General features: G+C 53.9%; 19 protein-coding genes. 8 read left to right on the top strand and 11 right to left on the bottom strand.

The genetic code is table 11. The features are described 5' to 3' along the window. Window positions 1-613: 613 nt before the first annotated feature. On the top strand, window positions 614-1,870 hold the full coding sequence (locus tag LGV68_RS14070) for an SGNH/GDSL hydrolase family protein (protein WP_165879582.1): 1,257 nt from the start codon (window positions 614-616) through the stop codon (window positions 1,868-1,870). Between the two features lie 72 nt (window positions 1,871-1,942). Here the strand turns inward: LGV68_RS14070 and LGV68_RS14065 are convergent, their stop codons facing one another. After that, window positions 1,943-2,701: an SDR family oxidoreductase gene (locus LGV68_RS14065; protein ID WP_024375041.1), complete on the bottom strand. Its 759-nt coding sequence runs from the start codon at window positions 2,699-2,701 to the stop codon at window positions 1,943-1,945. A 118-nt stretch (window positions 2,702-2,819) separates the two neighbouring features. On the opposite strand from LGV68_RS14065, the gene LGV68_RS14060 reads away from it, so the two are divergent. Further along, entirely contained in the window at window positions 2,820-3,746 is a 927-nt protein-coding gene (locus LGV68_RS14060) for a LysR family transcriptional regulator (RefSeq protein WP_252535500.1), read from the top strand. Window positions 3,747-3,812: 66 nt separating this feature from the next. Here LGV68_RS14060 and LGV68_RS14055 read toward each other — a convergent pair whose 3' ends face one another. From LGV68_RS14055 to LGV68_RS14030, 6 genes are all read right to left on the bottom strand, one after another. Then, on the bottom strand, window positions 3,813-4,898 hold the full coding sequence (locus LGV68_RS14055; protein ID WP_238834991.1) for a phosphotransferase: 1,086 nt from the start codon (window positions 4,896-4,898) through the stop codon (window positions 3,813-3,815). Window positions 4,899-5,091: 193 nt separating this feature from the next. Then, window positions 5,092-5,859: a Fe(3+) dicitrate ABC transporter ATP-binding protein FecE gene (fecE, locus tag LGV68_RS14050; protein WP_143683043.1), complete on the bottom strand. Its 768-nt coding sequence runs from the start codon at window positions 5,857-5,859 to the stop codon at window positions 5,092-5,094. 3 nt (window positions 5,860-5,862) lie between these two features. After that, window positions 5,863-6,825 (bottom strand): Fe(3+) dicitrate ABC transporter permease subunit FecD, encoded by a 963-nt coding sequence (gene fecD, locus LGV68_RS14045; RefSeq protein ID WP_020430141.1) that lies wholly within the window; start codon window positions 6,823-6,825, stop codon window positions 5,863-5,865. Continuing rightward, a complete protein-coding gene (locus LGV68_RS14040) occupies window positions 6,822-7,823 on the bottom strand; it encodes an iron chelate uptake ABC transporter family permease subunit (RefSeq protein ID WP_222820238.1) in 1,002 nt (333 codons plus the stop codon). The genes fecD and LGV68_RS14040 overlap by 4 nt, the downstream gene beginning before the upstream one ends. After that, window positions 7,823-8,722: a Fe(3+) dicitrate ABC transporter substrate-binding protein gene (locus LGV68_RS14035; RefSeq protein ID WP_289781533.1), complete on the bottom strand. Its 900-nt coding sequence runs from the start codon at window positions 8,720-8,722 to the stop codon at window positions 7,823-7,825. The genes LGV68_RS14040 and LGV68_RS14035 overlap by 1 nt, the downstream gene beginning before the upstream one ends. A 184-nt stretch (window positions 8,723-8,906) precedes the next feature. Further along, window positions 8,907-11,006: a TonB-dependent receptor gene (locus LGV68_RS14030; RefSeq protein ID WP_252535497.1), complete on the bottom strand. Its 2,100-nt coding sequence runs from the start codon at window positions 11,004-11,006 to the stop codon at window positions 8,907-8,909. A 252-nt stretch (window positions 11,007-11,258) separates the two neighbouring features. Here LGV68_RS14030 and LGV68_RS14025 point away from each other — a divergent pair, with 252 nt between their 5' ends. From LGV68_RS14025 to LGV68_RS14010, 4 genes are all read left to right on the top strand, one after another. Continuing rightward, window positions 11,259-11,570, top strand: a complete 312-nt coding sequence (locus LGV68_RS14025) for a hypothetical protein (protein WP_024375034.1) — start codon at window positions 11,259-11,261, stop codon at window positions 11,568-11,570. 165 nt (window positions 11,571-11,735) lie between these two features. After that, a complete protein-coding gene (locus LGV68_RS14020) occupies window positions 11,736-12,479 on the top strand; it encodes a helix-turn-helix transcriptional regulator (protein WP_024375033.1) in 744 nt (247 codons plus the stop codon). Between the two features lie 126 nt (window positions 12,480-12,605). Then, a complete protein-coding gene (locus tag LGV68_RS14015; RefSeq protein WP_252535494.1) occupies window positions 12,606-14,675 on the top strand; it encodes a VIT and VWA domain-containing protein in 2,070 nt (689 codons plus the stop codon). Between the two features lie 98 nt (window positions 14,676-14,773). Beyond that, window positions 14,774-15,397 (top strand): triacylglycerol lipase, encoded by a 624-nt coding sequence (locus LGV68_RS14010; protein ID WP_222751974.1) that lies wholly within the window; start codon window positions 14,774-14,776, stop codon window positions 15,395-15,397. An 89-nt stretch (window positions 15,398-15,486) separates the two neighbouring features. Here LGV68_RS14010 and LGV68_RS14005 read toward each other — a convergent pair whose 3' ends face one another. The 3 genes from LGV68_RS14005 to LGV68_RS13995 form a co-directional block, all read right to left on the bottom strand. Continuing rightward, complete coding sequence (locus LGV68_RS14005) at window positions 15,487-16,209, bottom strand: methyl-accepting chemotaxis protein (RefSeq protein WP_252535492.1); 723 nt, start codon at window positions 16,207-16,209, stop codon at window positions 15,487-15,489. Further along, window positions 16,193-17,110, bottom strand: a complete 918-nt coding sequence (locus tag LGV68_RS14000; protein ID WP_252535490.1) for an MCP four helix bundle domain-containing protein — start codon at window positions 17,108-17,110, stop codon at window positions 16,193-16,195. Before LGV68_RS14000 ends, LGV68_RS14005 begins: the two co-directional genes overlap by 17 nt. A gap of 148 nt (window positions 17,111-17,258) precedes the next feature. Then, entirely contained in the window at window positions 17,259-18,068 is an 810-nt protein-coding gene (locus tag LGV68_RS13995) for a class III extradiol ring-cleavage dioxygenase (RefSeq protein ID WP_024375029.1), read from the bottom strand. 133 nt (window positions 18,069-18,201) lie between these two features. Between LGV68_RS13995 and LGV68_RS13990 the strand changes: the two genes are divergently transcribed. Beyond that, complete coding sequence (locus tag LGV68_RS13990; RefSeq protein WP_252535488.1) at window positions 18,202-19,098, top strand: LysR family transcriptional regulator; 897 nt, start codon at window positions 18,202-18,204, stop codon at window positions 19,096-19,098. A gap of 122 nt (window positions 19,099-19,220) precedes the next feature. Continuing rightward, a complete protein-coding gene (locus LGV68_RS13985; protein ID WP_172558394.1) occupies window positions 19,221-19,832 on the top strand; it encodes an outer membrane beta-barrel protein in 612 nt (203 codons plus the stop codon). Window positions 19,833-19,885: 53 nt separating this feature from the next. Here the strand turns inward: LGV68_RS13985 and LGV68_RS13980 are convergent, their stop codons facing one another. Continuing rightward, a complete protein-coding gene (locus tag LGV68_RS13980; RefSeq protein ID WP_047461499.1) occupies window positions 19,886-20,185 on the bottom strand; it encodes a DUF134 domain-containing protein in 300 nt (99 codons plus the stop codon). Window positions 20,186-20,259 lie beyond the last annotated feature (74 nt).

Raw genomic sequence — 20,259 nt, 5'->3', positions numbered from 1 at the left:
GGCTAGATTTTATTATTCAATTGGTTAGTAAACTTACTCGTCGAGTGAGTAAACGTTAGCGCCACAACCGCAGAAAGGCTGTTCAGGTCTACAAAGATGGGGTAAATCTGGTGACGCCAAGGTGATCAATATAAGGAAGTGCACGACAAATAAAGCTTATTAACAAAAAGCATCGCACAAGATCACGCTTTGTAGGCGATTTAAACAGATTTGTTTAACATGCTAACAATGAAAATAAATATTTAATCAAAATTTAATTTAGTTATTATTGTTTTATCATTTTCTTATTTTTATTCGGCTAATTTAGAAATAATTAAATTACTCAGCTTACTTTCATTATTGTTAATATTTCCTCATCCATATCTTTCCCATAAAAAATAAACGTTGAGTTTCTATCCGAATAAATGAATTCCGGTGACTGAATTCACATTCAGACATGATCTTACTTCCAAGCTCAACGGTTTATGCTTTCAATTGCATTGGCGGTATGAATATATTCCGCACTGAACACCTCCGACCAGAAAGTCAGTGGCTAACTTCCCTTTTTCGTTGCACGGGCGAGTGCGTCCAAAACGGAGTCGGGAAAACAACGTAGAAAATAAGAAGAGACACTATGACATTAAAACTCTCCCTGCTGATCGCGAGCCTGAGCGCCGTGTCTCCAGCAGTCTTGGCAAACGACGTCAATCCAGCGCCACTCATGGCGCCGTCCGAAGCGGATTCCGCGCAGACGCTGGGCAGTCTGACGTACACCTATGTTCGCTGCTGGTATCGTCCGGCTGCGACGCATAATGATCCTTACACCACCTGGGAGTGGGCGAAGAACGCGGACGGCAGTGATTTCACCATTGACGGCTATTGGTGGTCCTCCGTGAGTTACAAAAACATGTTCTATACCGATACTCAGCCCGATACCATCATGCAGCGCTGTGCAGAGACGTTGGGGTTAACCCACGATACTGCCGACATCACCTATGCCGCGGCCGATACCCGTTTCTCCTACAACCACACCATCTGGAGCAACGATGTCGCCAACGCGCCAAGCAAAATCAACAAGGTGATCGCCTTTGGTGACAGCCTATCGGACACGGGCAACATTTTTAACGCCTCGCAATGGCGCTTCCCGAACCCGAACTCCTGGTTTGTCGGCCACTTCTCAAACGGGTTTGTCTGGACCGAGTATCTGGCGCAAGGTTTGGGGCTGCCCCTCTACAACTGGGCCGTGGGCGGTGCGGCGGGGCGAAATCAATACTGGGCGCTGACCGGCGTGAATGAGCAGGTCAGTTCCTACCTGACCTACATGGAGATGGCGCCGAATTACCGTGCGGAGAACACGCTGTTTACACTCGAATTCGGTCTGAATGATTTTATGAACTACGACCGTTCGCTGGCAGACGTCAAAGCAGATTACAGCTCAGCGCTGATTCGTCTGGTGGAAGCCGGGGCGAAAAATCTGGTGCTGTTGACTCTGCCGGATGCCACGCGCGCGCCGCAGTTCCAATATTCAACGCAGGAACACATCGACGAGGTGCGCGCCAAAGTGATTGGCATGAACGCGTTCATTCGTGAGCAGGCACGTTACTTCCAGATGCAGGGCATCAACATTTCGCTGTTTGACGCCTACACGCTGTTTGATCAGATGATCGCCGACCCAGCCGCGCACGGCTTTGATAATGCCAGCGCGCCATGTCTTGATATTCAGCGCAGCTCTGCGGCGGACTATCTCTACACGCATGCTCTGGCAGCCGAGTGTGCCTCATCCGGTTCAGACCGTTTTGTGTTCTGGGATGTGACTCACCCAACCACGGCAACGCATCGCTACATCGCCGACCACATTCTGGCTACCGGTGTTGCGCAGTTCCCGCGTTAATCACTGCGCTGTAATTAGAAAGCCCCAAGCGTATCGCTCGGGGCTTTTTTAATGTCATCAACAAATAAGCGATTACAGAAACATGCCGCCGGACGCTTCGATGCGCTGGCCTTGAATCCATCCGGTATCGCCGACCAGCAATGACGCCATCACGCCGCCGATGTCATCCGGTAACCCCGCGCGACCCAACGCGGTATTGGCCGACACCAGCGCATTGATCGCTTCCACATCACGCACCGCGCCACCGCCAAAATCGGTTTCAATCGCCCCCGGCGCGAGAACGTTAACGCGGATCCCCCGGCTGCCCAGCTCTTTGGCCAGATAACGGGTATAGACTTCAATCGCTCCTTTCATCGCGGCATACACCCCTTTGCCCGGCATGGCAAAACGGGTCAGGCCGGTGGAGACGTTGAGGATGCGGCCACCGTCACGCAGTAATGGAACCAGCGCCTGCGTCAAGAAAAACACACCTTTGAAATGAATATTGCACAGGCGATCAAACAGCGCTTCGCTGGCGTCGGTCAGGCTGGCATCCATACCAATGCCGGCATTGTTGACCAGAAAATCGAAATCGTCACGCTGCCAATGTGTGGCTAAAACCTGCTTCACTTCGGCCACAAACGGCTCAAATTCGCTGATGTTGCCTGTGTCGAGCTGAATAGCCACCGCTTTGCGGCCGAGCGCTTCAATCGCTGCCACCACTTGCTGCGCCTGCTCGGCCTGACTGTGGTAGGTGAGAATAATATCCACGCCCTGCTTGGCCAGTTTCAGCGCGCCATTTTGGCCCAGCCCACGGCTGGCACCCGTGATCAAAGCAATACGAGAATCCATTGGAGTTTCCTTTTTGGTGTTGGGTTACAGTCAACACAGCTTATTAGCCAACAGAATCAGGATAAACAGCGATAAATTGATTACACTGTTCATCATTAATGAATAATAGGAGCCATCCATGGATCGCCTGACTGCCATGCACACCTTTGTGCGCGTTGCGGAGCTTGCCAGCTTCAGCCGCGCCGCCGAAGAGTTAGGGCTGCCGAAAGCCAGCGTCTCGAATCACATCCAACTGCTTGAAACGCAGGCAGGTGCGCGCCTTTTGCAGCGCACTACACGCAAAGTGTCTTTAACGCCTGACGGGCGCACCTACTATGAGCGTTGCCTCGATCTGCTGGCTGAATTTGAAGAACTCGATGCCTTATTCGTCCAGACGGAGCAGCAGCTCAGCGGGCGCATTCGGGTCGACATGCCAACGGGAATGGCAAAAGGCGTGGTCGTGCCGCATCTGGCCGAATTTCTGCAGCAGCATCCGGGTGTTCAGCTGGAGCTGAGCAGCACCGATCGCCGCGTCGATGTGGTGCGGGAAGGGTTTGATTTTGTGGTTCGTGCAGGGTTGTTGAGTGATTCGGCGCTGATCGCACGTAAGGTGTGTGACATGGCGGTACGTACCTATGCCAGCCCCGACTACCTGGCGCGCCATGGCGAGCCGCAAACGCCGGATGACTTATCGCACCATCAACTGGTGCACTACGCGCAAAATCTCGGCGGTCAGCCGGACGGTTGGGAATACTGGGATGGCGAGCAGTTGCGCACCATCGACATGGCGGGCGCGCTGACGGTCAACAATGCCGAGTCTTACACCGCCGCGTGTTTGGCGGGTATCGGGCTGATTCAAACACCGGAATCGGGCGTGCGTAAGCTGGTCGCCAGCGGTCAATTGGTTGAAGTGCTGGCAAATTATACCTGTCAGCCGCTGCCCGTGTACCTGCTCTATCCGCACCGCCGACATCTGGCCAAGCGGGTCCGCGTTTTGATGGACTGGATGACGGCGTTGATTCAGCACAAATTGCAGTCCGTTCATGATGAGCCCCGCCATGATTAGTCAGCGGGCTGCGCGGCGCAAACGGCGCTCTGAACCAACCCATCGCCAAGTTGACGAATTGCTGGGCTAACGAAGCTGATACTGCTGCGCCAGCTCGCGCTTGCGTTGATAATCATTCGCCAGTTGCGTGGCTGATTTGCCGTGATTGGCATAAAACAGCCCACCATGTTGCGCGATATTGGGGTAATCGTTCACAATCACATCCAGCACGTAATCGATGCGTTTCAGGGTCAGCGGCGTGCACGACTGACCGTGCAGATCGTCTTCAATATCGAGTACATGAGAGCGGAACGCCTCCAGTTGAAACAGATGAGCTAACGCGTGTTCACTGCTCAGCGCCGTTTGCCAACGCTCAATGATTTGGCGGTAATGCGCCAGCACTTGTGAAGTCGCCTGCTGGGTGTGTAGCCAATGCACTTTGCGCTGATAACTCGCCACAGCCCGTTGTTTCAGTTGGCGGAACAGAGTCAGTTGCTGGTTCTCTGTCAATGCGTTTGACAGCAACCAGCCAAAGAAGAAGCGGGTTTCAAAACGTTCCACCGCATGAAACATCGGGTCTTGTGTGCCGTTGCTGTTGAACTCGCGCAGCGGATCAAACGGGTACATGTAGCCAAAGTCAAACAGCCACAGCTGACCGTCATTGTCCACCAGCATATTCCCGCCGCACAGATCCCACTCCATCAGACCTTGTGCTTCGCATGCCTCCAGCGTCACCAACAGTTGCTCCATCAAATCCGGCGTCAGCGTTTGGATGTGTTGTCCGTCAATCCACGGCGAGAGCAGAATGCCCAACCGATAATCCGCATAGAGCGTGGGCACAATATGGGCAAAGCGCGGCGCGGTGGCCGGATTTGCTTTCAGTGCCTCAAAATCTCGCCTGCGCTGCACTTCGTTGAGAAACGAATATTGCCCATCCAGATTGGCAACTTTGGCCGTGTGGCGGCGTTTTTTCAGGTTGTAATCCCGCCCGTTAACCCGCAGGTGAAACACCTCCGCAGTCAAGCCAGAACCAATCACCTCAACCACGTATGGCGAATCGGCGTTTAATGTCGCCAGTTGCTCCGGCGGCAACGGGCAGTGGCTCACGTCACCGACGATCAGCGGTGCGTCACTTTGATCAAAGTGCTGTTGGGCTTGTTGTCTTGCGTTCATGTTCACCTCGTTGATGTCACGCTGCCATTGCAGCGCGATCGGGTGAAAAAAGCATCCTACCCCCAACTGAAACCTTGGGCGCAGAAGCAAAGAGGGAGAACTATCATCGGGGCGTAGACAAGAAAAATGTTCCCGCTTGGGCGAGGTTCAGGGCCTCAATCTCAAACGGGAAGTACTGGGGAGTACACGCAGGTCAGCGGACAATGCACATAGGCGTGCCAGCAATCGGATCGCGGTGAATTTCCGCATCCAGTTCAAACACGCTGGCGAGCAGTTGCGGCGTCATCACGTCGCTGGGTGCCCCTTCGCCAACAATGCGCCCGCGCTGCATCACAATCAGGTGGTCGCAATAGCGGCACGCCTGATTGATGTCGTGCAGCACGGTGACAATGGTTTTGCCCTGCTGATTGAGCAGGCGCATCAGCTTCATCAGTTCGACCTGATGGTTAATGTCAAGGTAAGTCGTCGGTTCATCAAGCAGCACAAAATCGGTATCTTGCGCCAAAGTCAGGGCCAGCCACACGCGCTGACGCTGACCGCCGGACAAATCCGACACCGCGCGGTCGGCAAATTCCGCCACGCCTGTCGCCCGCATCGCCTGCTCGACAATGCGCTTGTCCTCGCTAGACAGCTGACCCCAGAATCCAGTGTACGGGCTGCGACCATACGCCACCGCCTCGCGCACACTCACCCCTTCCGGCGGCTCCTGCGATTGCGGTAACAGCGCCAGTTGCTGCGCCAACAAACGCGACGGAACCTGCTCGATCGGTTTGCCCTGCCACAACACCTGTCCGCTTTCGGCATGGAGAATGCGTGACAAGGTTTTCAGCAACGTGGATTTGCCACAGCCGTTGGGGCCGAGCAACGCAGTAATTTTGCCTTCCGGAATGACGACATCCACACCGTTCACGATCGGCCCTTTGCCGTAGCCGACAATCAGATTTTCAGTGGTTAAACGCATGGCTTATCTCATTCTCATTAACAGATATAAAAAGTACGGCGCGCCGATGATCGCAGTCAGGATCCCTGCGGGCAGTTCCAGCGGCGGATGGATGATACGCGCGATCAGATCGGCCACCAGCAGCAATAGAGCGCCGACCAGCATCGCCGTCGGCAGCAGCTGTTGGTGGCGGCCGCCCACCAGTTGCCGCGCCAGATGCGGTGCGACCAAGCCGAGAAAACTGAGCGGCCCACACACCGCCACCGCCGCTGAGGTCCAGATAACCGCCACCAGCAGTGCGCCCGCGCGTACCCAAGCGACCGAAATACCGAGGCTTGTGGCCCGTTCATCGCCCAGCGTGAGCAGATTCAGCGCATGGCTGAGCCACAGCACTACAGGAAGCAGCACCCACCACGGCCAGAGCAGCGTCAGTTGCGACCAGCCGCGCCCCCACAAACTGCCGGTCAGCCACAGCAACGCATTGTTGATTTCCAGCGGCTGCGTGAGGATCAAAAAGTCAATCGCACTGCCGTACAACGCCGCCAGCGCTACACCGGTAATCGCCAGTTTGACCGGCGCGGTTTGGCCACCGCACACCAGCGCCAGCACCACCGCCGAGGCCAACCCGCCTGCCAGCGCAGCTGCCGGTAACCAATAGACGGAGAGGGTCGGCCACAACGTCATCAGCGCGACTGCTGCAAGCCCTGCGCCATGGCTAACGCCAAGAATGTCCGGCGAGGCGAGCGGGTTGCGAATCACGCCTTGAATCAACACGCCCGCAGTGGCGAGCATCGCCCCCACCAGCAGTGCAATCCACACGCGGGGCAGGCGATAGTCGTGAATGGTGAAATAATGTTCGCTGCCTTGAAACAGGCCATCCCACACCTGCGCCGTGCTGAGATTGACCGCGCCCAAACTCAGATTAGCTAAAGCCGCAACCACCAACAGGCACAACAGAATCAGTTGCGTTTTACGGATCGGATTCATTGCTTTTTCCTCACCAGATAGAGGAAACACGGCGCGCCAATCAGCGCCAACACTGCCCCTGCGGGTGTTTCAGTAGGAAACACCACCGCGCGGCTGATGATATCGGCGCCGAGCGTGAGCATGGCGCCCAGCAGCATCACCACCGGCAGCAAAATTCGGTGATCGTAACCGACCAGAAGGCGAGCCATGTGCGGCACAATCAACCCCACAAAGGCAATCGCGCCGACCGTGCTGACACTGATGCCAACCAGCACCAACACCGCCAGCCCCACCAGCACGCGCAGCAGCGTTAGGTTCACGCCCAGGCTTTTCACCCGCTCATCACCCATCGCCAGCACATTCACTTTCGGAGCCAGCAACATACTGAGTACCAGCGCCAGCGACAGCGGCGGCCAACTCATGTGCCAAGTGCGCCATTCCACATGGGCAAACGAGCCCGCCAGCCATGCCATCACACTGGCGGCCTGATCTTCCACCAGAATCACGCTGGCTTTGGTCAAGGCACTACACAACGCGGAGATGGCAATCCCCGCCAGCACGAGTTGCCCGCGTTCAGAGCCCATTTTCCACGCGCCGCCGAGCATCATCACCAAGCACCACGCGCTCAGCCCGCCGATCATCGCAGCCAGCGGGCTGCTGAGTGACGATGAAGCGGCAAACACTGTGGTCACCAGCGCCATACCGAGCGCCGCACCTGCGTTCACTCCAAACAAACTGGGCGATGCCAGCGGGTTGCGAGTCAGTCCCTGCATCAACGTGCCGGCCGCTGCCAGACTGGCGCCAACCAAAGCCGCATCGAGCACCCGCGGCAGGCGAATATCGCGCACAATCACATGCGCAATGACCTGCTCATTCGGCGCCCACAGTGCCGTCAGCGCATCCGCCGCAGACACCGGCACCGCCGAGTAAGCAAACAGTGCGCACCAGGCGACGAGAAACAGAAACACAACGAGCGTGATCACCACGCCCGTTCGTTGAATCGATGGCGTCAACCTCATCAGGATTGAACCAACTTCACCAGATCCGCCGCCATGTATTCCGCGGCCAGAATGCCGCGGCAGCGCGCCCACATGTTGCCATCCACATGCAGCACCTGCTTGGCTCGCACCGCACTAAGCACATTCCAAAGCGGCTGTTTCTGCCAACGGCTGACAATGCTCTTTTCGGTGTAATCGCCGACCACCAGATAGTTCGGGTTGAGTGCCAACAATTGCTCTAAACTGATTTGGCGCGACGCATTTTCATTTTTCAGCCCAGTTGGTGCAGCCAGTCCCAGCGCATGAATCACGCCACCTGCGTACGATTCGGCCGAGTGCGCATAAAAGTCATTTTCACGCGCAACACCAAATTGCACGGTCTGATTGTTCAGGCCAGACAACTGCGCCGCGTAGTGGTCCATCAACTGATGGTGCTGCGCTAAACGCTGCTGCATTTCGGCCTCTTTACCGATCACTTTGCCGATGATCGCCACCGATTTAAGGTTATCTTCATAAGTTTCGCGACGCGAAGGCAGTAAGAGCGTCGGCGCAATTTTCGACAAATCGCGATACACCGCGGAGTGACGATCAACATCCGCGATGATCAGATCCGGTTTCAGAGACGCAATCACTTCCAGACTCGGTTGAGAGCGCGTGCCGACCGACTGCCACTGGCCGAGTTTTGCACTCACCGCAGGCAGTAATCGACTTGGATCGTTGTCATCCGCAATGCCCACCGGACTGACATCCACCGCGGCCAGCGCATCCACAAAAGAAAATTCCAGCGCAACAATGCGCTGTGGCACCTGATTCAAGGTGAATTCACCGTGACTGTCCGTCACGGTTACAGCCGAGGCCATCAAACTCAGACAGCCACTGACGAGCACAACGCTGCGCGCAATCCATCGACACCATTTCATTTTTCATTACCTATTTGATTGGGATTTAACATTCATCGGCCGCATCGCCATCGGTGATTGTAATGATTTAGCTCACAAAATGAATGCAAATTTTATTGAGAATTATTCATATTCCATCACTAAACGGACTGAGCCACGCTCAAAACGAAACAGGTCCAGCGGATGCCGGACCTGATCGTCACACTTAAAAATCGTAGCTCGCCGTGAGGTAGAGACGACGCTGCTCACCCGGGAAGGAACCGGTTCGGTCGATGAATCCACTCACCGCGTACTTCTTATCAAACAGGTTCTTCACGTTGAGCTGGAACTGCCACTGCTGCCAGCGGGTCTGCCATGACGCATCAAACACGGTGAAGGCTTTCACCGTCTGGCCGCTCTGGTTGTACTGTTCACTGACGTGATCGGCACCAAAGCCAACGGACGAGTCGATGGCGGTGATGTCATAGCGCGTCCACACGCCCAGCTGGTGATGCGGCGCGTTGGCAAATCGAGTACCGACCGTGCCGCTGATGCCGTCGTACGCTTCTTTCACGCGCGTGTCGTTGTAGGCGTAGCTCAGATTGGCGCTCCAGTTGTCGGTTAAATCCGCCAGCATGTCGACTTCGACGCCTTGGCTGCGCACTTTGCCGTAGGCTACTGAGCGCGTGTCATCGTCCGGATCCGTTTGCAGAATGTTCTCTTTGATGATGTGGTACAGCGCCACATTGACGTTCAGCGCATTATCCAGCCAGTAGGTGCGCACACCCGTTTCGTACATCAGGCTCTCTTCCGGATCAAACGGGCCACCATTCGACTCCGCTTGGTCAGACACATCCTGCGGCACAAAACCCGTCGCCACGACGGCATACGGATGCCATTGATCGTTGATGCGATACGTCGATCCCAAACGGTAAGACATGCCAGAACCGGTATAATCGCTCTCTCTGCCCGCTTTGATGTCGTTGATTGTGTCCTTGTAACCGTCGATGCGCAGGCCCGACAGCACGTTCCAGCGCTCAGTCACCGCCCACTGATCCTGCACATACGCGCCATAACGCTGCGAACGCGAATCGGTTTGCTTGGCAAGCGTCAGCGTGTAGCTGGAGGTATCCGCGCCATATTCCGGATCAGTCAGACTGATGCCGTCCACATTGGCACGGTAATAAACATAATCTTCGTCGAGGCGATAATAATCACCGCCGATAAGCACGGTATGATCGCCCAGTTCCGCCACCAAGTTTGCCGTCACCGACCCCGCTTTGTTGTGACGAACCTGATCGCGGTATTGGCGCTTGCTCCAATCCACCACGCCGTCGCCATCGGTATCCACCAAGCCGTTGGGTTCGTGATACTTCTGCGTTTCTGTGTTTTCGTAGTAACGCAGCGTCACATCACCGCTTAACCAGTCGTTGAAACTGTGGTCAACGCGCATCTGGTACACCTGCGCTTCTAAGTCCTGAAAGTCAGAAGCTTCGTTAGCGTTCCAGTCGATGTCAGCCAAGAAGTTGCCGTCATCATCGGTAGGAATACCACGCAGGCGTGCGCCGCCGTAATGCTGAATGATGTCGGTAAATTGCGCCGTCACCGTAGTGTTATCCGTCATGTCCCACGCGTAGCCCAAATCGATGATTCGGTTGCGCACATCGGTGTTGTTGCGTGACGGGTTTTCGTGGTCTTGATAAATGGCGACGCGGTAGCGCTGACTTTTGTCGTCGGTTACTGGCCCCGACAACTCCACACTGCCGCTGACAAAATCTTGATTTCCACCCGTCACTGACACGCGGCGTTTGGTGTCGTAGGTCGGTTTTTTGGTCACATAGTTGATCACGCCGCCCGGTTCCCCGCTGCCCATCACCGCCGAAGACGGGCCTTTCAGCACTTCCACCTGCTCAATGTTGAACAGCTGCGGAATGGCGAAACCGTTGAACGGGTCGCCGCGCACGCCATCATAAAGAATCTGATCTTGGCGAAAACCGCGAAACGTCACGCCAGAGTAGGAATACTGGCTCACGCCACTGATCGAGCGATACAAGTCGGTCACCTGACGCGCGCCTTGGTCTTCAATCAATTGTTGCGGCAGCACCTGAATCGACTGCGGTGTATCGTCAATCGCCGTGGGAGTTTTGGTGGCTAAGCTCGTTTCTTGCGCGCGGTAGAGCGACAGTGCGCGACCGTAAACGGTCACGGTATCGTTGCTGGCGGGCGCCGTGTTGGTTTGCGAAGTGTCATCGGCTGCAAAAGCCTGCGCGGATAAACCGGCAAGCACAGCCAAAAAGAGTGAATGAGTGTTGGCTCGGGCCTTCATTGTTATTTCTTATGTATGTTGTGTTAGAACAAGGCACCGGAATCTAACTGAGTTTTATTCTCATTACAAATAGTTTGTCATCATTCGCACTATCTATGGAAACTATCCCAAAAATAAAACTGATCATTATTTATTCAATTTTTTTGAACATGATCAGTCAATCTTTGCTATCGATCACAATGTGACTTAGATCTAATATTTATCCCAAGCACTGAGGTGCGAAATAAACAACTACCCAATGAGGAAAAAATTATGACTAAGTTCGCTTCAATTCTGGCAGCCACAGTACTTTCAACTACATTTGCCGCTGGCGCCATGGCTTCTGACCTACAAATGAACGTGATGACTCGCGACAACCTGGCAACCGTATCTTTGACTCAAGACGGTCAGGCACTCGCAAACTATCCTGTTGAAATTCAAGGTCAAAATTACGTAACTGCACAAGACGGTACCGTGACCATCAAAAACAACGACAACAGCTCTCGCACTGTGAAATTCGTTGCAACCGATGCAGCGGGTAACTCTATCGTGAAAACTGGCTTCGTAAGCCGTGACAATGGTTAATTCGCCAAAAATCAGGAACTAACATTCAATGGATTTGAATAAAATTGTGTTCTAGCGCGACAGCTTGTGATTTCACTCTGTCGCGTTTTCTTTTGTTCCCCGTCACCACCACCTCTCTCTGTGCCATACTGAACGCATCGTTTTCACTGCCGTAGATCACTTTGCATGTCTGAATGCCAGCACGTTATTACTGAACTCAAAAAACAACTGAAACTCCATGGCATCCAATATCAGGATATCGCACGCGCTCTGAATCTGAGCGAAGGCTCGGTAAAACGCCTGCTCGCCGAGGGCAGCCACATCAGTTTGGAACGGCTGGCAACCATCTGTCAGTTGATGGGCATGGAACTCACCGAGCTGTTTCGTCTGGTTGCCGATAAGCAAACGTTGTTGAGCGCCCTCACTTTTGAACAGGAAAAGCAGCTGGTCAGCGACAAAGCGCTGCTGCTGGTCGCCGTATGCGTGGTCAATGGATACCGGTTCGACGACATGTTGCAGCAATACCAGTTTTCAGAGCCACAACTGATTCAGAAACTGGCACTGCTTGATCGACTCAAAATCATCGATTTACTACCGGGTAATCGCATTAAGCTGCGCATTTCGCCCACGTTTGCCTGGATTGCCGGCGGGCCGATTCAACGCTTCTTTCAGCAACAGGTACAGGAAGCGTTTTTTCGCAGCTACTTCTCCGGCAACGATGAAAAACTGGTGATGGCGACCGGGCTAATGTCACTGCCAAGTAACCAGAAACTTCAGCAACGCATTCAGAAACTGGTGAATGAGTTCTACGCCACCTGCCACGATGACCAACCGCTGGCGTTTGAAGACCGCCACGGTACATCGATGATTGTTGCCATTCGCCGCTGGACCTTTCCGCTGTTTTCCGAATTCGAATCCACCACTAAGTAATCTTTTACGCCCCTTTGAGTTACCTAATGCGCGACCTGACACATCGCGCTTAGCGCATTTTGTGGGTTGCTGCATGCTGTCGGCCTCAGGAGCGTGGTTGGACCACGCAATGCAAAGGAGGCGACTATGCGAGCCACAAAACCAATTTCCACTCTGTTGTCGATGCTGTTTCTGACGCTGCTGACTCTGCTGTTCAGCACCACCAGCTTCGCCAGCGGACTACTCAAACCGATCAACAGTCAGGATCAGGATCTGAAAATCCTGACGCACCATGTCAACGTCGTGATTGAAGACAGTTACGCCACCACTCAAATCGAACAGGAGTTTTTTAACCCCAACGATCATCAGCTTGAAGCGCTGTATACTTTTCCGGTGCCGCGTCACGCCGTAGTCGGTGAATTTATCTACTGGATTAATGGCAAACCGGTCATTGCCGAAGCTGTTGCCAAAGAAAAAGCGCGCGCCATTTACGAGGATCAAAAATCTCAAGGGCACAGCACCGCGCTGACGGAAAAAGACGAGTATCGCCATTTCGAGATTCGCGTGTTTCCTGTCCTGCCGCAACAAAGTGTGAAAATTCGACTGGTTTACTTACAGGATGCTCTGCTTGACCACGGCGTCGGTCGCTACGTCTATCCGATGGAAGAGGGTGGCGTCGATGAGCAAGCGCAGTCTTTCTGGCAGCGCAACGATGTGGTTGAGCAGGCTTTCTCTTTCAATCTGGATCTCAAATCGTCCTATCCGGTTGACCGCGTTCGCCTGCCCGCGCATCCACAAGCCACGCTGACTCAGCGGGATACATCGCAATGGCAGGCATCACTGACATCGCAGACAACACAACTGGTCTCTGGCGACGAATCCGATGGCAGTACGACCGCTGTTACCACTGGCTTTAAACTCAATCAGGACGTAGTGTTCTACTGGCGTCTTCAGGATGGTTTACCCGGCCGAGTCGACATGGTGAGCTATCGCGATCCGACTCGCAGTGAGCGCGGGACATTTAAACTAACGTTTACCCCCGGCGATGATTTGGCGGCCGTCACACAGGGACGCGATTGGGTCTTCGTGCTGGACAAATCAGGATCGATGCGCGGCAAGTTCGCCACGCTGGTTGAAGGAATGCGCATGGGACTGAACAAACTGCCCGCCAGTGACCGCTTTCGTATTGTGCTGTTTAACAGCAATGCGTATGAGCTGACCAACGGCTATATCAGCGCCTCACCAGACAATATTCAACGTGTGATGGATCAACTGGCCAACATTCAACCCGATCAAGGTACCAATCTCTATGAGGGTCTGGACACTGGCCTGCGCCAGCTCGATAGCGACCGCACCACCGGGTTGGTGCTGGTCACTGACGGCGTGGCAAACGTAGGACTGACGGCGAAAAAAGAGTTTCTTGATCTGATTCGCCGCTTCGATGTGCGTCTCTACACCTTTATTCTCGGCAACAGCGCCAACCTGCCGCTGCTTGAACCGATGACTCAGGTCTCAGGCGGATTTTCTGCTGCTGTTTCCAACGCAGACGATCTGATGGGACACCTGATGAACATCGGCAGCAAACTTACCCACCAGGCGTATCGTGACATTGAACTCGATATCGATGGCGTCAAGGTGGCCGACCTGACGCCGCAGCAGTTCATCAGCCTGTATCGCGGCGAACAATTGGCGGTGTTTGGCCACTATTTCAAACCCGGTGAAGCCAAAGTTACGCTGAAGATGAAAGTTGACGGTGAAACACGCCGCTATCACACCACCGTCACGCTGCCAGCGCAGGCTGATAGGAATCCGGAACTGGAACGTCTGTGGGCCTTTTCCGCCATTCGTGATCTTGAAAACCAGATGGATTATCTGGAAAGCAAAGATGCCGACAGCGAACAGGCGATTGAGTCACTGGCGTTGGAATACGGCTTGCTGACCGATTACACCTCGCTGATTGTGACCGAAGAGGGTGTGCTGGAAGGCATGGGGTTCAGCCGCAACAATCAGCAACGGGTCGAACGCGAACAACAAGCGCGTGAACAGCGCCAGCAGCAAATCGCGCTGCGCCCAACCCGCGTCGACAACAGCCAGCCGATGTTCAATAGTCCATCACCAAGTCACAGTCGCGGCAGTGGTGGCGGCAGCCTCAACTTGTGGCTGGTTAGCCTGCTGCTCGGTTGCGCGGTTTGGCGACACCGTTCACGCCGTTCCTAAATAGAAACCAGATGGCTTGCAATGAGCCATCTTTGCATTTTGGCCACAGATGAGTAGATTAGCAGTTAGAGCACTCACTCCAATCGTTCAGGAGTTCCATGAAAATTATCATCCTCCACGGTCTGTATATGCACGGTTTTGTAATGCAGCCACTGGGGCAACGTTTGAGCAAACTGGGCTACGATACCGAAGTACTGAGCTACAACACCGTGGCGATCAAAGACGAAAAGGTATTTCGTGCCATTGACGAAGCGTTGGCTGCAGACCAGCCAAATGTGTTGGTCGGCCACAGCCTCGGCGGTTTAATGATCAAACACTATCTGGCATCACGCCACCCGAGTGCAGCGCAAATCTCCCATGTGGTGACCATCGGCTCACCGCTCAAAGGCGCGTCGATCGTGGGAAAAATTCAGCAAATGGGTTTCGGCGCGATACTGGGGAATTCCACCCAATTCGGTCTGGAAACTCATGAGGACGAATGGCAGTTTGAACAGAAACTGGGCAGCATTGCCGGCACCGTTGCCTTTGGCATGCGCCGGGTATTAATGGGCAACCAGCTGATGTCGGATGGCACAGTGACGGTCGATGAAACCAAAATCGCCGGCATGACGGATCATCTGGAAACGCGCACCACGCATACCAGCATGATTTATAGCACTTATGTTGCCCGCCAAATTGACCATTTCATTCGCCATGATCAGTTCGAACATCAGGCCACCTGAGCCCAAAACGAAAAAGCCCGAGTAAGCGCGCATGGAAACAGGGAACGCTTACTCGGGAACCAGGTGAATAAGTGGATAAAAGTCGGGAATTAGACGCTAAAAGCACCGATATACTGTTTTAAATGTTCAGTTTGTGTTTGTAGCGCATGATAAGTCTGCGTGGTGTCGCTCGCTGTGGATTCAATCTCCTGCGACGAATCGGCAATGGCATCAATGCTGTCGCGAACATGGCTCGACAACTCTTGCTGAGACTGTGCTAATGCGGCAATCCGGCTGTCCATTTCTGCAATCGCTTCTGACGCATGCACAATGTGGTGATACGCCTCGCCCGCCTCTTCGACCTGCTGAAGATTCTCGCCAATTTGAGACTGGCATTGCGCCATCATCCCTTGGGCACTGGACGCCTGTGTTTGCAGGTTGTTAATGATGCCACCAATTTCATCAATGCTGCTTTGGGTTTGCTGCGCCAACTCTCGGACCTGATCCGCCACCACCGCAAAACCGCGCCCTGCCTCTCCAGCGCGTGCTGCCTCAATCGCGGCATTGAGCGCCAGCAGGTTGGTCTGTTTGGTGATGTTGCTGATGACATCCGAAATCAAGCCGATGTCGGAGCTGCGCTGATACAGCGCATCGATGACCTGCCCGGTATCGCCAATCAGTTGCGACATAGTCTGAGTGCGCGCAATCGAACTGACGATGCTCTGCTCGCCAATTTGCGCTTGTTGTTTGGCCTGTGCGCTTTTCTGCGACGCTTGTTCGGTCACCGCATCGATGTGCTGGGTGTTGTCCACCAGCTCACGGGAGGCCCCCACAATCTGACCGATTTCCAGCTTCTGCGCGTCGACACTTTGCTGTGTGCGCCACTTTGGCGGCCAGTTCTTCAGAGGCAAGATCCAAGGAGTGCACACTCTCTTTCACCGTCAGGATCAACTGGGTCAGATTGTTCTGCATCTGCATAAAGGCTTGTGCCGCCTGACCAAACTCATCTTGCTTAAACTCTTTGACGGCCAGTGGCGTCTGCAGATTCCCCTGCCCCACAACCGACATATGTGCTTTGAGACGATTGAGTGGCAGCAGTACACGGCGAGCCGTAAGATAACCACTCGCGAGCAGCAGCAATACCACCACCACGGCGGATGCGACCGTCCACTGAATGGCACGCTCGATCTCCGCCTGCTTGTCATCTTTCAGACGAATCGCTTCCTGCTGTAAGTTATGCTGAAACTCGGTCAGACGCTCAACAATAGTGTTGAACGGCGCGAGCATCGGTCCGAGCATCTCGCGACGCGCCGCATCAATTTGCCCGGCATCAATCAGGGTCAGATAATGGCGCTGCATCGCGCGATATTCTTCAATGCGGTGCTCAAAATCAAATACCGCAGACTGAATCTCAGCGCTATCTGCCAGCGATTTCATGCGCTGCAACGTGTTGGCAACCGCCTCATCGTTGAATTCGATTGTACGTTGAATCGTCAGATGCTCCTGACTGTCTGTGGTGAGGCCGTAATCCAAGGCAAAACGTCGGTAAGTCACCGTGTAATAACGCATATCGGAAATGGTGGTCAGCAGTTGTACATTACGATCGACCACCATCCCGAATTGCTGTTGCACACGGGTTAAGGTAACAATCAGATAAAAGCTCAGTGCAATAATCGCGGCCACAGCCAATATGGCATTGGCGCGCACGAGGCGAGTGATAGAAAGTGAACGCATGAAAAGATAGCCCGTCCGGTTGGTGAGTCTATGTGCCACTTTACCCAACGCAAGGTAGCAAGGCAGGCTGCTTTTCCCTATTTGATTAATAGATAAAAACAATAACGCCCGCGATTTTAAGTCGCGGGCGTTATAAACAATGGCCTAATTACGCAGCGGCCATACCAAAACCGTAGGCATCCAAGGCGAGGATTTCCAGGTCGATGGCGCGGTGAAGCACTTGCCCAATTTCGTCCTCATAGCTGGTACCCAGCACACTTGGCAGTGGCAGATAATGATCCGGCGTCGGGTGATTGAAACGAGCGTGTGGCCCTTGATCGAGATAATCCAGCAAAGCATCGACATTACCCCGCGCCAGTTGCTCGCTGACCCAGTTGGTGAACTGGTTCACCTTGCTGACGCGATTGGGATCCGGCATCGGCGAGAAGATCTCCCGCAGGTTATGGCTGATGCCACCCGAACCGACAAACAACACGCCTTCTTCACGCAAAGGACGTAACCAGCGGCCAATTTCAAAGTGCGCTACCGCGTCCATCGCGCTGTTGATCGACACCTGAATGATCGGCACATCAATATTCGGATACAGATACAGCATCGGGATCCAAGCGCCGTGATCCAGTCCTTGATCTTTATCCAACTTAACCGGAATACCTGCATCTTTGAGCATTTTCTCCGCTTTTAACGCCAATTCCGGAGCACCTTGCGCCGGGTATTCGATGTCGTATAACGGTTGCGGAAAGCCGTAAAAGTCGTGAATCGTGCCCAACGTATGCCCACTGGTGATCACCACCGGACCGCGGCGGTCAAAGTGCGCGGAAAAGATCACGATCGCTTTCGGTTTCGGCAATTTCGCCCCCAGTTGTTGAAAGAACTCGGTCGTTTCTGAATGTTCTATCGCCATCATCGGCGAACCGTGGGATAAGAACAGGGCAGGCATGCGTTGTGTTTGGTTCATCATGGCAATATCTCCAGAAAGCTGTTTCAATCGCCAGTGTCGTCACTGGCTTATCGCTATGTAGACAATATACCTATCCACTAAACTATGATAAAACCCGTTATCATTGCGTCATTATCAACGGAGCGTTGCTAATATGGATAAGATCAGCGCCATGCGTGCCTTTACAACAGTGGTGAACGAAGGCAACTTTGTCAAAGCCGCCGAAAGGCTGGATTTGTCGCCGCAACTGGTGAGCAAATACGTCGCGCAGCTTGAAGAAACACTGAAAGTACGGCTGCTCAATCGTACCACGCGTCGGGTCAACCTCACCGAGGCGGGTCAGGCCTATTTCGAGCGCTGCCAGCAGGTGTTGCAAGATATCGACGACATGGAAAATGCGCTGTCGAACTTACAGAGTCAGGTGTCGGGCACGCTGCGCGTCAGCGCACCGATGTCGTTTGGTGTGCACCATTTATCCAAACCTGTCGCCCTGTTTCAGGACAACTATCCCGACGTAAAGGTTGAATTGCTGCTCACGGACCGGAAAGTGGATTTGCTCGATGAAGGGGTCGACATTGCGCTGCGTATCGGTCACCTGAAAGATTCGGCACTGGTCGCCAAAAAAATTACCCCGATTCATTTGTCGATCTGCGCCTCGCCGCACTACTGGCAGCGGCATGGCAAACCAACCCAGTTTGAGGCGCTGAGCAAACTCAACTATTTGCGTTTTACCTATTCCGATCCGCGCGCTTGGTTTCGCGACTGGCCCAAACACGTCTCCATTCATGACTTTGCCAGTGATTTTTCCAGTAACAACGGCGATGTGATCGTCAATGCTGCCATTCTGGGTCGCGGCTACGCCATTCAGCCCACGTTCCTTACTGGCGCAGCGATCAAACGCGGGGAGCTAGAGGTGTTGTCATCATTTTCATTGGAGCCGCTGGGACTGTATGCGCTGTACAGCCATCGTGAATTTCTCGCCTCTAAAGTGCGCCACTTTATCGATTTTCTCTCCAGCTACTTTGGTGATGTCCCTTACTGGGACCGCTAGCTGTGTCACCGACAGCAGAGTTACCTCGCTCCAACCGTTGCAGTGCAATTGGTTGGAATTATTTGAAATCAGCGAGTTCAGGGATTATAACTGGACAACACTTCTAGCAATGAACGCCTCTTATGAGAAAGTCTGACATCGTAAAATTCGCCGCTGGCACCGCTCTGCTCCTGCCCAATCTCGCCCTGGCTTACGGTATGGCGCCACGCGGTGCGCCAATGGGTTCGCCGAATATGATGTATGGGCATCCCTATGTCGGCATGAGCTTTAACTTCGCCAATGTCGATGCCACGGTTGAAAACAGTAGCGGCAGCCGCCTTTCCTTTAATGTCGATAACAACAGTCTGGCGGGCGTAATGTTAGGTCTGCGTGTCACGCCCAACGTGGCTTTTGAGCTACGTGGTTATGGCAATGCGTCTGAAGGCGATTATCAGGGGCAACGTGTGTCGGTTGATTATTACTACGGCGCATTTACCAAGTTTATTCTGCCGCTGATGCCGTTCTTCGAAACATACGCTCTGATGGGGTTTGGCAACCAAAAGGTAACGGTGCTGGATTACAGTGCGAGCAGCACTGATATGGCGTATGGTTTGGGCGCGTCGTTTATGTTGGTTCCGCAGGCAGAAATTCAGCTGGAATGGCTGAAGACCTATAACGACAAGTTTGAGGATAGTGGCTACAAGGTGGATGTGGATGAGTCCAACATCAACCTCAATATGGTGTTCAACTTTTAGCGCCGACAAACAACCTCTTCTCAGTCATGCCGAGCATTGCAAACTCGGCATGACTATTCAGCGTCACTCTCCGCACGACTGTCCGCCATCACCAACGCTTTACCGTGCAACAAACAATCGGACACTTTGCGCCGCGCGGCCTTGACTAAATTCGCCAGCGTCTGACGGGACACGCCCATTTCCACCGCGGCAACCTGCTGCTGCATGCCTTGATAGTCCACCAGACGCAACGCCTCAAATTCATCAGCCTGCAACGTGATTTTGTCCAGTTGCGACATCGGAATACCATTGGGTTTAAAGCAGCTTTGCGCCGGTGTACCGCAAATTTGTCGAGGGATTTTAGGCCGGGCCATGAAGGTTCCTTGCATGCCGTTGAGGTAAAGTTGCCTTATTGTGGCGAAATCTGCCGGAAACGCAACGGCGGCGC

The organism is Vibrio sp. LQ2 (genome assembly GCF_023920125.1).
GTDB lineage: Bacteria > Pseudomonadota > Gammaproteobacteria > Enterobacterales > Vibrionaceae > Vibrio > Vibrio fluvialis.
This window is presented reverse-complemented; position numbering and strand designations above follow the sequence as displayed.

Coding starts and splice junctions, on each gene's coding strand:
- LGV68_RS14065 (WP_024375041.1), bottom strand. CDS start 2,701: ATGGATTCTCGTATTGCTTTGATCACGGGTGCCAGCCGTGGGCTGGGC.
- LGV68_RS14015 (WP_252535494.1), top strand. CDS start 12,606: ATGCGAGCCACAAAACCAATTTCCACTCTGTTGTCGATGCTGTTTCTG.
- LGV68_RS14070 (WP_165879582.1), top strand. CDS start 614: ATGACATTAAAACTCTCCCTGCTGATCGCGAGCCTGAGCGCCGTGTCT.
- LGV68_RS14025 (WP_024375034.1), top strand. CDS start 11,259: ATGACTAAGTTCGCTTCAATTCTGGCAGCCACAGTACTTTCAACTACA.
- LGV68_RS13980 (WP_047461499.1), bottom strand. CDS start 20,185: ATGGCCCGGCCTAAAATCCCTCGACAAATTTGCGGTACACCGGCGCAA.
- LGV68_RS14055 (WP_238834991.1), bottom strand. CDS start 4,898: ATGAACGCAAGACAACAAGCCCAACAGCACTTTGATCAAAGTGACGCA.
- LGV68_RS14030 (WP_252535497.1), bottom strand. CDS start 11,006: ATGAAGGCCCGAGCCAACACTCATTCACTCTTTTTGGCTGTGCTTGCC.
- fecD (WP_020430141.1), bottom strand. CDS start 6,825: ATGAATCCGATCCGTAAAACGCAACTGATTCTGTTGTGCCTGTTGGTG.
- LGV68_RS13990 (WP_252535488.1), top strand. CDS start 18,202: ATGGATAAGATCAGCGCCATGCGTGCCTTTACAACAGTGGTGAACGAA.
- LGV68_RS14020 (WP_024375033.1), top strand. CDS start 11,736: ATGTCTGAATGCCAGCACGTTATTACTGAACTCAAAAAACAACTGAAA.
- LGV68_RS13985 (WP_172558394.1), top strand. CDS start 19,221: ATGAGAAAGTCTGACATCGTAAAATTCGCCGCTGGCACCGCTCTGCTC.
- LGV68_RS14010 (WP_222751974.1), top strand. CDS start 14,774: ATGAAAATTATCATCCTCCACGGTCTGTATATGCACGGTTTTGTAATG.
- fecE (WP_143683043.1), bottom strand. CDS start 5,859: ATGCGTTTAACCACTGAAAATCTGATTGTCGGCTACGGCAAAGGGCCG.
- LGV68_RS14060 (WP_252535500.1), top strand. CDS start 2,820: ATGGATCGCCTGACTGCCATGCACACCTTTGTGCGCGTTGCGGAGCTT.
- LGV68_RS14035 (WP_289781533.1), bottom strand. CDS start 8,722: ATGAAATGGTGTCGATGGATTGCGCGCAGCGTTGTGCTCGTCAGTGGC.
- LGV68_RS13995 (WP_024375029.1), bottom strand. CDS start 18,068: ATGATGAACCAAACACAACGCATGCCTGCCCTGTTCTTATCCCACGGT.
- LGV68_RS14000 (WP_252535490.1), bottom strand. CDS start 17,110: ATGCGTTCACTTTCTATCACTCGCCTCGTGCGCGCCAATGCCATATTG.
- LGV68_RS14040 (WP_222820238.1), bottom strand. CDS start 7,823: ATGAGGTTGACGCCATCGATTCAACGAACGGGCGTGGTGATCACGCTC.